The sequence below is a fragment of the Sphingobium sp. genome (assembly GCF_033795625.1).
GTDB lineage: Bacteria > Pseudomonadota > Alphaproteobacteria > Sphingomonadales > Sphingomonadaceae > Sphingobium.
The window spans coordinates 24,023-37,448 of record NZ_JARYGI010000035.1 but is presented as its reverse complement, the minus strand read 5'-3'; the positions used below and the strand labels follow the sequence as shown (position 1 = coordinate 37,448).

General features: G+C 59.9%; 12 protein-coding genes and 1 pseudogene. 8 read left to right on the top strand and 5 right to left on the bottom strand.

All coding sequences use genetic code 11. The features are described from left to right. Nucleotides 1-139 precede the first annotated feature (139 nt). Nucleotides 140-1,150, bottom strand: coding sequence for a restriction endonuclease (locus QHC67_RS15145; RefSeq protein ID WP_319295520.1), 1,011 nt, complete (start codon nucleotides 1,148-1,150; stop codon nucleotides 140-142). Nucleotides 1,151-1,284: 134 nt separating this feature from the next. Here QHC67_RS15145 and QHC67_RS15140 point away from each other — a divergent pair, with 134 nt between their 5' ends. From QHC67_RS15140 to QHC67_RS15125, 4 genes and pseudogenes are all read left to right on the top strand, one after another. Beyond that, nucleotides 1,285-1,488 carry a helix-turn-helix transcriptional regulator gene (locus QHC67_RS15140; RefSeq protein WP_319295519.1) on the top strand — a complete coding sequence of 68 codons (204 nt, stop codon included), beginning with the start codon at nucleotides 1,285-1,287 and terminating at the stop codon, nucleotides 1,486-1,488. A 233-nt stretch (nucleotides 1,489-1,721) separates the two neighbouring features. After that, complete coding sequence (locus QHC67_RS15135) at nucleotides 1,722-3,197, top strand: ATPase domain-containing protein (RefSeq protein WP_319295518.1); 1,476 nt, start codon at nucleotides 1,722-1,724, stop codon at nucleotides 3,195-3,197. A 20-nt stretch (nucleotides 3,198-3,217) separates the two neighbouring features. Beyond that, nucleotides 3,218-4,306, top strand: a complete 1,089-nt coding sequence (locus QHC67_RS15130; protein WP_319295516.1) for a sensor histidine kinase — start codon at nucleotides 3,218-3,220, stop codon at nucleotides 4,304-4,306. A gap of 525 nt (nucleotides 4,307-4,831) precedes the next feature. Further along, a pseudogene (locus tag QHC67_RS15125) lies at nucleotides 4,832-5,080 on the top strand (chloride channel protein); the annotation flags it as partial. Between the two features lie 16 nt (nucleotides 5,081-5,096). On the opposite strand, the gene QHC67_RS15120 reads toward QHC67_RS15125, so the two are convergent. Continuing rightward, the gene (locus QHC67_RS15120) at nucleotides 5,097-6,305 is read right to left on the bottom strand and encodes a sodium:proton antiporter (protein ID WP_319295515.1); all 1,209 of its coding nucleotides are present in this window, start codon (nucleotides 6,303-6,305) and stop codon (nucleotides 5,097-5,099) included. A gap of 108 nt (nucleotides 6,306-6,413) precedes the next feature. Between QHC67_RS15120 and QHC67_RS15115 the strand changes: the two genes are divergently transcribed. Both QHC67_RS15115 and QHC67_RS15110 read left to right on the top strand, forming a co-directional pair. Beyond that, complete coding sequence (locus tag QHC67_RS15115) at nucleotides 6,414-6,704, top strand: hypothetical protein (protein WP_319295513.1); 291 nt, start codon at nucleotides 6,414-6,416, stop codon at nucleotides 6,702-6,704. Between the two features lie 329 nt (nucleotides 6,705-7,033). Further along, the gene (locus tag QHC67_RS15110; RefSeq protein WP_319295512.1) at nucleotides 7,034-7,483 is read left to right on the top strand and encodes an energy transducer TonB; all 450 of its coding nucleotides are present in this window, start codon (nucleotides 7,034-7,036) and stop codon (nucleotides 7,481-7,483) included. A 27-nt stretch (nucleotides 7,484-7,510) separates the two neighbouring features. Here the strand turns inward: QHC67_RS15110 and QHC67_RS15105 are convergent, their stop codons facing one another. Together QHC67_RS15105 and QHC67_RS15100 are read right to left on the bottom strand one after the other, a co-directional pair. After that, nucleotides 7,511-7,993, bottom strand: a complete 483-nt coding sequence (locus tag QHC67_RS15105; protein ID WP_319295511.1) for a DUF421 domain-containing protein — start codon at nucleotides 7,991-7,993, stop codon at nucleotides 7,511-7,513. Between the two features lie 67 nt (nucleotides 7,994-8,060). Beyond that, complete coding sequence (locus QHC67_RS15100) at nucleotides 8,061-9,377, bottom strand: SLC13 family permease (protein ID WP_319295510.1); 1,317 nt, start codon at nucleotides 9,375-9,377, stop codon at nucleotides 8,061-8,063. A gap of 729 nt (nucleotides 9,378-10,106) precedes the next feature. On the opposite strand from QHC67_RS15100, the gene QHC67_RS15095 reads away from it, so the two are divergent. Further along, a complete protein-coding gene (locus QHC67_RS15095; RefSeq protein ID WP_319295509.1) occupies nucleotides 10,107-10,337 on the top strand; it encodes a hypothetical protein in 231 nt (76 codons plus the stop codon). A gap of 56 nt (nucleotides 10,338-10,393) precedes the next feature. On the opposite strand, the gene nhaA is transcribed toward QHC67_RS15095, so the two are convergent. Further along, entirely contained in the window at nucleotides 10,394-11,593 is a 1,200-nt protein-coding gene (gene nhaA / locus QHC67_RS15090) for a Na+/H+ antiporter NhaA (protein ID WP_319295508.1), read from the bottom strand. 104 nt (nucleotides 11,594-11,697) lie between these two features. On the opposite strand from nhaA, the gene QHC67_RS15085 reads away from it, so the two are divergent. Then, a complete protein-coding gene (locus QHC67_RS15085) occupies nucleotides 11,698-13,254 on the top strand; it encodes a right-handed parallel beta-helix repeat-containing protein (protein WP_319295506.1) in 1,557 nt (518 codons plus the stop codon). Nucleotides 13,255-13,426: the final 172 nt, after the last annotated feature.

The window sequence follows — 13,426 nt, the reverse complement described above, 5'->3', positions numbered from 1 at the left end:
CCTCTTGCCCATTTCCAAACTCCTTCATAATCCAAAATAACAGAGATTCTGGACCACTCAGAAGGGGGCAGATCAGGCGACTGAACGCCCCCTGGGGCAACTTGTCATCCGCAGCTACCGTCACTGAGCGGAACGATGTTTATGCTGCCCGTTCCAACAGCCAGTTGCCAAGGCCAGCGGCAATCACCTCGCGCGCAAGTCTTGGACCCGTCCAGATGTGGAGCGGCAGCGCCGACGGCGGCGCGGTGAGTTCGCCGCTATGGCAGATGAAATATAGCTGGTCGGCAAATTGGTTTTCGTTGAAGCGCTGGACATAACCGTTCAGCACTGCCTGGCTGGCGCGGGACTTGACCTGGACGCTTACCCGTTGCCCGGTAATCGGCTGTTCCAGGATCAGGTCATGATCTTTCAGCGTGCCGCCCAGCCGTGACACGCGGGCCCAGCCGGCGCGGAAGAAGAGGAGGTCGACCAGGGTTTCAAAGTCGGCCCAGTGCAGCTGCTGGATCAGAGGCACGAGACTTTTCTCCAACAAGCATAGGGCGTCCCTGGCGGCAAGCAGCGCCGGATCCGGCTCTGCATTCAGCAGCCGGAACAGATAAGCTTCGGCTTCCACCATGCACATCGTCCGTGGATAGCTCGCAACCTTGGTCAGCGCGGTACTCAGGTCATGCATGACGAGCGGCTTGCCGGCGATGTCCGTACAACGCCAAGGTCCAACGGTACGCCGGTAGAAGCTTCCCTGCGTTGCGCTCTCCATCCCCCGGTGCACCACTTCGAGTTGGGCAAAGGCCCACCATAGCCGATCGCGCGCGAAGGTGATCCAGAGCGTGTCGGCGCCCAGCGTGAAGAAGTCGCGCATCTCATTGGCATAGCTGGTGGCGACCGCCGGTCTCTTCCCCTGCCATATGTAATGCTGCCTTACGGCCGTCCAGTCGCCGGCAGCGGCAAGATCTGCAGGATCGCCGCTATTGCCCCATTCGATCCTGCCGCCGTCCAGAGCCGAGGCTTCCCAGCCACCGCCGCTGCCTAGCTTGATGTAGCGCACCGGGCATGGGCCAATCCCCTGCCCGACCCATGCTGCGAGTTCAACGCTGCAGTAGGATGCTTCCTTGCTTCCATCTGCTAGCGCCGTGCTTGTTCTGCCACCCATCCATAGTGCCCCAGATGCGACCGCCACTGTCGACGATCAGTGACGCGCATTCCGCTTCGTTCGGCCCCAAAGTCAAGTCGATTGTCTCTGATCGTCTGTAGATGGATCGTCGACAGCTCCGCAGTGTTGGGCCTGTGAATATCCGAAGCCGCCTCGCCGCCAATTTGAGGCGCTTTCGACAGGAACGAGAGCTCAGCCAAGAGCAGTTTGCGTTTGAAGCCGGTATCCACCGCACCTATGTGAGCGACCTTGAACGGGGCGCCCGCAATCCAACGATTGAAGTTGTCGACAAGCTCGCACGCTTTCTGGGCGTCAAAGTAGGCGACCTGTTGGATTAATCGAAGCACCCTCAAGCGACTGAAGCCTACGTTCCTTGAGATAAGGCTCAATGGCAGATACGCGCCAATTCACGACATTCAGCGTGTTATCGACAGTGCCCGTAAGCTGTCATTCGTCAGGCGACTGAAAAAGCCGAATTCCTTTTACCCGTAGCGATAAATCAGCCAGATGAGCGTGAAGACGATCATTCCGAGACCTCGCGTCCTGCGAGGCGCTTTCCAGGAACACGCATATGCCGGAACACGCCGATCAACAGAAGGCTCCCACCGGCGTCAAAGGGCTGGACGAGATCCTCGAAGGAGGATTGCCGGTCGGTCAGATGCACCTTGTTCAGGGCGGCGCCGGCACTGGCAAGACAACACTCGGGCTACAGTTTTTGGCAGAAGGCGTCAGGAGGGGCGAGAGGGCGCTGTTTATCACGCTCGCTCAGACCGAGGCGGCGTTGAGGAAGATCGCCCAGTCATACGGTCTGTCCTTCAACGGCGTCGATATGGTTGAATTGGCAGGGATGGGGCTGAAGGACGCACCCGAGCAAACGCTGTTTCGCACGGCGGATGTCGAGTTAGAAGAGGCCACAACTGCAATCCTGGACGCAATCGAGCAGTTTGCACCAGATCGGATCGTCCTCGATTCCGTTGCGCAGCTTCGCCTGCTCGCCGACGTTCCGCTTCGCTACCAGCGCCAACTTCTCGCTTTGCGTGCGGCCTTCTCGAAGGGTGATGCAACCGTTCTGGTCATCGACAGCACACAAGATACTGGTGAACAACCGCTGGCCGAACTTTCGCATGGCGTAATCCTGCTCGACCGCAGCGTGCCCGACTACGGAAACGTCCGGCGCCGGCTTGTCGTAGAGAAGATGCGTGGCATGCATTTCCACGGCGGCAACCACAATTTTCGGATCCAGTCGAGCGGTCTTGACGTGTTCCCGCGCCTCGAACCGCAGGACAATCCTCAGCCAAGCAAGAAAGTCGAGATCAAGAGCGGGGTCGCAGGTATCGACACGATGCTCGGCGGCGGGCTAAATGGGGGCACGGCGTGCCTCGTTCTTGGCGCGACCGGCACCGGCAAGAGTTCGCTCGCAAGCCTTTATATCCATGCCGCGGCTGAGCGGGGCGAACGTGCCGCAATCTTCCTGTTTGACGAGCAGCCTGAGACATTTCTCACGCGATCGGAGGGCCTCGGCATGAATTTGCGCGGCTTCGTCGAGCAGAGCCTCGTCACGCTGAAGTCGATCAGCACCGCCCAGCTTTCCCCGGGCGAGTTCTCCCAGATGGTGCGTGATGCCGTTGATGGAGGCGGTGCTAACGTCGTGATGATGGACAGCCTGACAGGGTATTTCCATGCCATGCCACAGGAAGATGCGCTGGCGTCCCAGATGCACGACTTGCTAGGCTTCCTGAGCGATAGAGGCGTGTTGTCGCTTCTCGTTGTGTCGCAGCACGGGATTGTCGGGGACACCATCCAGGGACCACTCGATGTCAGCTACATGTCGGACACCGTGATCCTTCTGCGGCATTTCGAGACAGGCGGCATGGTACGTAAGGCGATCTCAGTCATCAAGAAACGGGACGGCGCGCACGAGACTACGATCCGCGAGATGCGGATGGGCGGTGGCTCGATCTATGTGGGCGAGCCTATCCGAGACTTTACAGGCGTACTCTCGGGCAGGCCGGTGTTCCGTGGCCATCCTGGCGACATGTTTGAGTGATGCTACAGCACCCCAGGAGCATGGAAGCTGATCCAATGCAGGGTGGCGACACCATTCTTGTCCTTGCGCCGCTTGGACGCGATGCTGATGTCGCCTGTGCAATACTTGGCCAAGCCGGCTTCTCCTGCCGCAGCAGTCGCGAGTTCAGCGGCCTGAACGTCGAGGACGCCAAACGGCTCACCGCGCTAGTCGTTACCGAAGAGTTGCTCTCGACTCCTGTCCTCGCCACGCTCGCGACAATGCTCTCCGCTCAACCACATTGGTCCAATCTACCGGTGGTCGTGCTCGCATATCCCGAACGGCGGGCGGCCTCAAAGCATGGCCAGGATATCGCAGCCTTTGCCGCTTTGCCTGGGGTCGTCCTGCTTGCCCGTCCACTGGACGTTGCCAGTTTTGTCTCCGTTGTGCGGTCTGCGACCTTGGCGCGCCAGCGCCAGTTCGAATTGCGAGACCAGCTTCGAGCCAGAGAACGCGCCGAGGCACAGTCCCGAATGCTGGCCGAAGAGATGAAACACCGGGTTAAGAACGTTCTTAGTCTCGCAACGAGCATCGCCTCGCAGACCTTCCGGCGTGCCGAAACGTTGGAGGGTGCGCTGGAAGCCTATTCGGCCCGGCTTGGTGCAATGTCACGGGCGCAGGACCTGCTTACCGCGAGCGGAGAAGACAATGCCGACTTAGGTGAACTGGTCGACCAGGTGCTCACGCCCTATGGGTCCGGCGAGAATTGGACGCCGTTCGATGTTGAGGGTGACGACGTCCGGATCACGGCCCGAATGGCGACCACCTTCTCGATGGCACTGCATGAACTTGCAACCAACGCGACGAAATACGGCGCTCTGTCAGTCCCCGGCGGGCGCGTGGCGATCCGGTGGCAGCAGGAAGAGAAGCCGTCGGGCTTCCGGCTGCTCCACCTGCATTGGAAGGAGACTGGTGGTCCTCTCGTCGTTTCGCCTGAAAAGCGGGGTTTTGGGTCTCAACTCGTGGAGTGCGCCCTTGCCTATGATCTGGGTGGCACTGCCCGCATCGACTTTGAACCGGAAGGCATAGTCTGCACGATATGCGCGATGCTGAGTAAGCCCAAACAAAGTAGTGGCAAGCGAACCGACTGAATCAACCCATAAGTGAGCCGGATAGACACGCCGCAATCAGCCGCGGAAACGTCCACTTCTCGTATCCTCTGGCCGCACAGCGGCCAACTGTAATCGGCCAACTGCGCCATTGCTGCGCGTCGCCAGCATTGGCTGAAACTCCTTTGCCAACTGTGGATTTCGCCCACTTATCGATGTGTAGCTGGAACTTCAATCTGTCGTTCTTCGACGAACACAGTACCGTATATGTCCGGCTAAAGAAATCGCTCCATGTGCAATAATTACCGGGTCACCGTCGACGCCGCGGCGATCTTCGAAGATTTTGCTGAACGTAAGATCGCAATTCTCTTCGAAGGCGTCCCGAATATCGCCGCACGCGAGGACATCAAGATCACCGACGCGGCGCCAGTGGTGTGGAGCGTTGAGGGTGAACCCGGCAGTCGTGACTTGGTGCAGCGGCGTTGGAGCAGGCCCGGCGATCGTGGTAAACCCGTCTATAATTTCCGCTCGGACGGCCGGGAGTTTTCCTCTGGCCGTTGCCTGATCCTGCTCCATGCGCTGTTTCCCGACGATCCCGCCAATGCCGTGGTGATACTGGGTATGGTCGCTTACTTTGCAGGCGTTGTTCGAGCGCCACTCACGGCCGTCATCATACTCTCCGAAACGACAGCCAGTCGCGGCCTCATGCTGCCGATGTTCGCGGCGGCCTTTATCGCTGACGCAGCCATCCAATGGGTCTGCCGTGAGAAGCTCTACCATGGACTTTCGAGAACCTTCCAATCGTCCGGCGTATAACAGCCGCCCTGAACGGCTATGTCTGATTACTGGTTTGCGACTGGCCCGCGATCAGCTTCGAGTGGCGCAGCAAAGCGGGAAAGCTCAATCCCTGAACAAATATCGAGAACGCGACGACGGCGAAAGCGACACTTACCAGCGCGTCATGCTCGGGGAGAGTTGTAGGCGCAGCGAGCGCCAGGGCCAAGGCCAATGCTCCGCGCAAACCGCCCCAGAAGAGAAGATGGCGCGTCACCAACGTGATTTTGAGACGTGAACGGACGTAAAATTCCCCTAAAGAATAGATGGCGACGGTACGGCCCAGCAGCGCCAGGATGATACCTGCCATCGCGGGCCAGAGATATGCAGTCATGGCCTGATCGGCTTCGCGGCTGCCGATCAGCAGGAAGATGACAGAGTTAGTTAGAAAGGCGGCGAAGTCCCAGAAGCGGATTACCGACTGGCCTCCGCGTTCCGTTATGCTGCGCTGTGGCCCCCAGTTCCCCACCAGCATGCCAGCGGACAAGGCGGCCAGCACGCCGGACACCTCCAGCTCTTCGGCAAGGCCAAATGATCCATAAGCGGCAAGCACTGTGAGCGTCAGTTCTACAAGGTGATCGTCCGACCGCCCGGCGATGACCAGCAGTCCTCCTGCGACCACCAGCCCGCAGAGGACACCTCCGGCGATCGTGAGCAACAACGATAGCGCTATCGAGCCGGCGCTGACGCTTTCACCGCTGATCCAGGCAATACAGAGCCCAAACAGGACAGCGGCTGCCGCATCGTTCACGAGACTTTCGGACTCCATGATGAAACGCAGGCGCTTGTCGGCATCCTGCTCCTTCATCATCGCAATGACTGAGACGGGATCGGTCGCGGCGATCAGCGATCCGAAGAGCAACGCGGCCTGCCATCCCCAACCAATGAGCCAGTGCATCCCGCATGCGACCACCGCTGCAGACAGCAGCGTGCCCACGAAAGCGATATTGAGGACGAGAGGCGCTTCCCTCACAAATTGCGACCAGTGCAGGTGCAGTGCCGCCTCGAACACCAACGGCGGCAGAAGGAGCGTAAAGATTAGTTCTGGGGTCAGCTGGATACCGCTACGATAGCCGCCGAGGCTGAGTGCAATCCCCGCGACCACCAGACCAACCGTGTACGGGAGCCCTATTCGACGACTGATTATGGCGACAAGGCAGGCGACAAAAAGCAGCAGCCCAACTGTCGACAACTCCACTTCATGCATCCCTTATCCCTCTGTCAGTTCGCGGATTTCCTCTCCCAGCCTATCGAGGCGTCAGGAACGATCTTACATACCGGATGTTGTCCAGGCATCGATTTTGGGAGATTGGACATGCGGAAATTGTTGATTGCCTCGGTTGGTGTAGCCGCCATTGCCAGCCTTGGCGGCTGCGCTCGCGAGACCACACGCGACGCGCTTCGCGGTGGTGGCTTTGGGGCTGTGGGCGGCGCGGTTGCAGGCGCCATTATCCCAGGGCTTGGGGTGGGAGAAGGCGCGGCGATCGGTGCGGCTGGCGGCGCAGCAGTGGGTGCCGCCACGTCCGAGGGTGACCGTCAGTGGAGGCGCGATCGACGCGGGCGGGAATACTATATCGATCGTGATGGACGGCGCGTTTACCGATAGGCGGACGGGGCTACAGTCGGCAGGGCGAGAGTGGCAGCCCCTGCTGCTCACGCGATACAATGGCCTGGACTGATCAGCGTTGGTCGCCAACGCGTATATGGTGCGCACTCCTCGCGGCCGCTGTTCATGTGCTGCTGGCTATAGTGCTCCTTGCGGGTGCAAGTTGGCCGGTCATTCGCCGAGAGCCCTCGCAGCAGCCATTGGTGATTCGATTGGAGAAGGTTCCTCCATCGCCAGCCCGCCTGCCTTCCCAGGAGAACAAAGCTAGCCAGTCTCATGCGCAGCGAGAAGAGGGCGCTGCCTCGCCTGATCTGCCTGGATCTCAGGTTGTGTTAGCTGCCACGCCTGTCATTGCCGTGCCGCCTTCGATCGTCCAGATGCCCGCGCCGCTGACGAACAGCAGCACCGGCACTGCTCGTGGTGCTGGTTCGGGAGCAGATAGCAACGGCGGCGCCGGTGGCGATGGATCAGGCGAAGGCTCGGGACGAGGAGGTGCATGGATACCCGCCCGCCAGATTGGTGGAAGCTTTAGAAATTCCGACATTCCTCGTTCCGCTCGAACGGCTGGCGACATTGAGGTGAGCGTGCGCTTCGCCGTGGGGCCCGATGGTCGCGTAGCCACCTGCGAAGTGACACGCTCAAGCAGATTGCCGGAAGTGGATGCTATGACCTGTCGTGTCATTACTGCCCGCTACCGGTTCGAACCGGCGCGTGACGATCAAGGCCGATCTGTAACCGAAGTCATGGAGGAAGACGAAGTCTGGACCCTCAGCCGATAATCCGCGCCTGCTGGCAATCGGCCTTGCCTATTTCCGAATGATGCTGATGTGTCCGTTCCGCTCGATCCAAGCTTCTGCCACATCGTGCATGCCTTTGAGGCCTGCCGTTCGGACCGCTTCGTCAAGATCTCCGCGGCCTACTGAGTGCCGCTTCATCGCTGCCTCATCAACCTGGCAGTCCTGAGCAAGTCTGGCCGAATGGCCCTTCAGCAGGGGACCCAAGGGACGCCAGTATACTGCTGCTTTCGCCAGCAGCATGTGCACGACCACCAAAGCCGTGGTTGCCGCCAATGTTGATATCATGGGCGCGTTACCCGTCAGGGCGCGACTGAGGTTCGAGCCGATGATGACGAACAGCACGATGTCGAAGGCGCCCCAGCGGCCGCGCACGCGCTTGCCCGAAAAACGCAGGAGTAGCAGCCCGAAGAAAAAGATGATGAGCGAGCGAAGGCACATCTGCCACCACAGGACATCGCCCTGTGAGCCGGTCAATCTTTCCAGCCATTCCATACCGGGACTCCCGCTGCTGCCATGCATGAATAGTCGATGAAAAAGGCGAACGATGTTCGGATGGCTGTTAGAAAGGGAAGAACCACGTGATGGCGGCAACGGCAACAACCCAGGTGACGAGATTGAGCGGGAGCCCGATCTTGATGAAGTCGGTATATCGGTACTTGCCCATCTGGAAGACGAGTACATTAGTCTGGTAGCCGAAGGGGGTAGCGAAGGCGGCGCTTCCTGCAATCATGATCGCGACCAGAAAGGGCCGCGGGCTGACCCCCAGGCTTTCTGCAAGCGCCACTGCAACGGGCGTGACCAGGACCGCGACGGTGGCATTGGAAAGCAGCTCGGTCAGCACCATCGTCGCGCCGTAGAAGAATATGAGCGCCGCCAGCGGGCCTGTTCCGCCCATCGATCCCACCAGCCTGTCCGTTGCCGCTGACGCCAGTCCGGTCTGCTCAAGGGCAATGCCGATGACGACCATGCCGGCGATGAGGAGCAGTATCTCGGGACGAAGCCCGCCATAGGCCTGCTCTGGACTGATGACGCGCAGCAGGATCAACAGGACCGCGCCGGCAAAGGCGGTCGCGGCAATGGGAGCGACATCGAGCGCGGCAAGCAGCACCACGCCGAAGAACACAAGCGAGGATGTGATCGCCTGCACTGGCCTCAGGCGGCGGTCCTCGCCGAAATCAGAAAGGTCACCGATCGTGTCGCCAGCGATTTCCAGATGCGTTACATGTTGTTCGATCATCCTTGGCGGTTCGGAATGCGCTGCATCGCTGCCACGTCCAAGCCAGCGCGCGGCGAACAACAAATACATGCCCCCCGCCAGTGCAACCAGTACCCCGACCGGCGTGATCTCGAAGATGCTGAACGGAGCCTGCCCTGAACTGCGGGCCATATCATCGACGAGAAGATTGGTGGATGTGCCAATGAGCGTACAACATCCGCCGAGCACCGCAGCGTAGCTTAAGGGGATAAGGAAACGTCGGGGATCAAGTTTCAGGGAGTTTGCTACGTCCCGAACCACCGGGGCTGCCAGCACGACGATGGGCGTGTTGTTAAGGAACGCCGACGCGCCGCCGCACAGACCTATCAGCATCCAGATACCTGCCGATCCTATGCGGCGGCACAACGCCACAGCCTTGCCGATCAGGCGATCGAGCAGCCCTGACAGTTCCAGCGCATGGGCGATAACGAACAGGGAAGCGAGTGTGACGATTGCAGGGCTGCCGAAGGCGCTTTGCACCTCGCTGGGCCGGACCGCGCCGGTGATCAGCAACAGGGCGGCTCCGGCGAGCGCGACGACGTCGGCGCGCACTTGGTCCCATATCAGTGCGCCGACGACACCGGCGAGCACGAGCAGGGTAAGTATCTGTTCAGCCGTCATTGGAGACAGGCCTAGCACATTGCGCGCGCAGGTGGAGAGCGGATCGTTGCGCCAGACCCCAAGCTTTTTCCTTCAATCTCCGCATGCAGATGCTAGACAAGGCAGATGGTCAGCCCGTCTTTCACTCGGCAGCTACTGCACGCATGCACCTTGTCCGCCGCCATCGCCTCGCTCATGTCCTGTGCTCGGCAAGCACCAGATCAGAACGAGACTGCTCAGGCACCCGTGAATGAATCGGCCGTTAATGCTGCTGTCCCGCCGCCCCGCATCGTGTCGGCGACTATACCTCCGCTCGATCGCCGCCAATTGCTCGCGGCGATCGGGGCTTCATCCGACGCCTTCGCAAGCGGGTCGCCGCTCCCTGAAGATGTTGTGGCCCTTGTTGATCGCCCGTTTCAACTCAAGTTGCCCTTTGGATGCAACGGCCCTTCCGACGACCTGGGGAGCAATTGGGCGGGATGGTCCTATGACAGCAAGACAAGAGCTCTCAAACTCACGGCACGCGTAGAAATCACCAAGGCGCTGCCTATGCTCGGCCAATTGGTGCAGACTGATCGCTATGATGCTGTCGAAGGGTTCTGGATCCGACGGCCATGGACAAGCCAGGAGGTTTGCCCTCGCAAAGCGGGATTATCGTCAAGCCCATCTGCCGTTACGCAGCCTGAGCCGCACTCGGCGGGGTTTGTACAATTATTCGGTAAGGACGATCCAAGAACCTGGCGACGCGGCTTGAGGCCCTATGCCGCCACCATCAAGCTGGATGAGGGTGCGCAACCCGGCGCTCAAGGGTATCAGCTGTCGATCAGTGGCAGGATCGGCGCGTTTTCGGATCGCCAGCCCATTCACTGCACAGCTGCCGACGCGGAAGTCCGGCCTGTCTGCCTGGTCGCAGTGGAACTCACACGTGTCACATTCGATGACCCGGAAAGCGGCGTCAGTCTTTCGGAATGGGCTCTATAAGAAGCCGGCACTACTCGGTTTTTCATCGAGGAGTTCGCGCGCGGCACGACAGATCTCTACAAGTGCTGGTGCCGACTACTCGAACCTGAGCGCGCCATTCGCAGAATGGCATATCCCGCCAAAGCCGAAATTATCGACCCGAGCAGCACGCCAAGCTTGGCAGCGTCGTTCTGGTGGGATCCGTCGCTAAAGGCGAGCGCGCCGATGAAAAGGCTCATGGTAAAGCCAATACCGCACAGCAGGGCCACGCCATAGATCTGGCGCCAGCTTGCGCCGCGTGGACGCTCTGCCCACCCCAGATGGACAAGCAGCCATACCGACAGGAAGATACCCACTTGCTTGCCAATAAAAAGCCCGAGGGCCACGCCTAGCGGCACGGGCGCAAGGACGTCACGTGGTGAAAAGCCGCCAAGCGCCACGCCTGCATTGGAAAAGCCGAAGATAGGAACGATCGCGTAGGCCACCCAAGGGTGCAGGCCATGCTCAAGCCGGTAAAGCGGGGAGTGCCGATCGTCTGGCCTGCCGGGTGTCCGGGTCAGCGGAACTGTCATAGCTACCGCTACGCCAGCAAGCGTTGCATGGATCCCTGACTGGAGCACGCAAAACCAGATCGCCAAACCTACGGCCAGATAAGGCCAGAGGCTGCGCACACCTGCGCGATTGCATGCGGCAAGCACCAGCAGTCCTGCACCTGCTCCCGCGAGCGGAAGAAGCTTGAGGTCCGCCGTATAGAAGCAGGCTATGATGAGGACGGCGATCAGATCGTCGATGATTGCAACGGCGGTAAGAAATATCTTGAGCGAAGAGGGTACGCGGCTTCCGATCAGCGCCAGGACGCCCAGAGCGAAGGCGATGTCGGTCGCGGCAGGTATCGCCCAGCCGCGCAATCCTGCAGGATCGGCCTGGTTGCAAGCTATATAGATGAGCGCCGGCAGAGCCACGCCCGCCGCTGCAGCTACGCCAGGCAGGATGCGGTCCGACCAGCGCGACAGCTGTCCGTCCAGAACCTCGCGCTTGATCTCCAGGCCGACCACCAGGAAGAACAGCGCCATCAGACCGTCGTTGATCCAATGGATGACGCTGAGCCCGCCGACATGAAGATGGAGCGTCTCCAGATACTCTGCTGACAGATCCGAGTTCGCAACGATCATCGCAGCGGCAGCAGCGCTGATCAGCACGATGCCGCCGCCCGCCTCGGTCGTGAGGAAGTCCCGCATCATCGAGAACGGGCGCGTGACGATTTCTGAAGCCTTCATGACAATCGTCGCTAGCAAGGTTGCCCGTCATCAGCCACCTGAACCGTGCGAGATTCGCTAATCCACCCGAGCCCGGGAAAAGCGGACCACATCCAGACCGTCAGGTGAGTACGTTGATCAATATCTTTACGACGAAAATCATTGGCTTTTTCTTATTGATCCTGAGCTTCGGTGCTGTTGGCCAAGCATCGGCCACTACCTACTATGTTGACGCAATTCGGGGAAACGATCGCAGCGATGGAAGTTCGCCGGCATCGGCCTGGCGCTCCCTTGCCAAAGTCAAAAACTTCGAACTTCGCGCTGGCGATCAGGTTTTGCTGACGGCCGGATCGATCTGGACGGAGCCACTGACGATCACGCGTTCCGGGCGTGCAGCTGCGCTGATCTCCTTTGGCGTCACAGGCGTAGGTCCGCGGCCACGGATAAACGCAGGAGGCGCATCGGAATATGCGGTCGGAATCCTCAACGCTGAATATGTCAGTGTCAGCGGCCTGGAAATTACGAATGACGGGCCGACAGCAAGCGTCCGCTTCGGCGTGCTGATCTCCCAGCAGGATTCAGGCGTTGCACGCGGAATCGTCGTGCGAAACATGTATATTCACGATGTACGGGGGAGCAACGAGCGCAAGGACAATGGAGGCATCGTCTTTCGCGCTTTGAGCACCAAGCGCCCCACTCGGTTCCATGACCTGCTGATCGAGCGCAACATCATCTGGCGAGTCGATCGTTCAGGGATTGCCGGGATCAGCGACCAGGTGACGCGCAAGCGCTGGTTTCCCAGTGAAGAGGTTGTGATCCGCGACAACTATCTCGAAGACATCGGTGGCGATGGCATCGTGCCGCGCGGTGCCGATGGCGCGCTGGTCGAGCACAACATCGTGCGCAATGCTGTGCGTCGTGCGCCCGGCTATAATGTCGCCATCTGGCAATGGAGCACCGACAACACGCTCATCCAGCTGAATGAGGCGGCGTTTACGCGGGGGCGTTGGGACGGACAGGGGTTCGATTCTGACTTCAATTCTCGTGGCACCACCATTGCGTACAACTTCAGCCACGACAATGAGGGGGGCTTCGTCCTCATCTGCTCGCCGGCGCGGAAGGGATCGGATAATCTGGGTAACAGCGGCACAGTGGTTCGCGATAATGTAAGTCGAGGCGACGGCGCCCGTATCTTTCAACTCTCAGGCGGGATCACGAACGTCACGATCGAGAGGAACGTCATTCATGTCGGCAGCAAGGCTGACGTGAAGATGGTGGCGACGACGGAGTGGCAAGGCTGGGCAAGCGATGTCCGCTTCCGGAAAAACCTGCTCGCCGTCGCGGGTACCGCCCGCTACGGCTATGAAGTTGGCCGTAATGGTCCCGAATACATATTGGCAGCGGGATTTCCAAACTCGGCTGGCATCACTTTCGAAGGCAACAGCTTCCTTGGCCGCCATGTGGATGCGCCCGAAGACAGAAGCGCGCTCAAGCAGCCAGCGTACAGAGAAGCCACCGCCGACTGGGCGGTTCCAATGTTCGATCCTGCAAAGCCTGATGGTTTTGATGCCTTTCTCGTCAGCCACCGCAGCTGGATGATGAACATGCTGGCACGCGAGCTTGGCCGACCGGTGGAACTCCTGAAAGCTAGACGTACGTCATGGCTTGAGGCTCGGCGGTGAGCCTGCAAACAGCACAGTCTGGTTACGCTCGACACTAAGCTTCGCGTTTAGCGACAAACGGCGACAGCGCTGGATATCCGTAGGATCCAGAACCAGTCCTTTGACGTCAGAGCCACGCCTGGTGGAACCACACCCGACCCTGGTCGGCTACTCATCGACAAAGTCCAGCTTC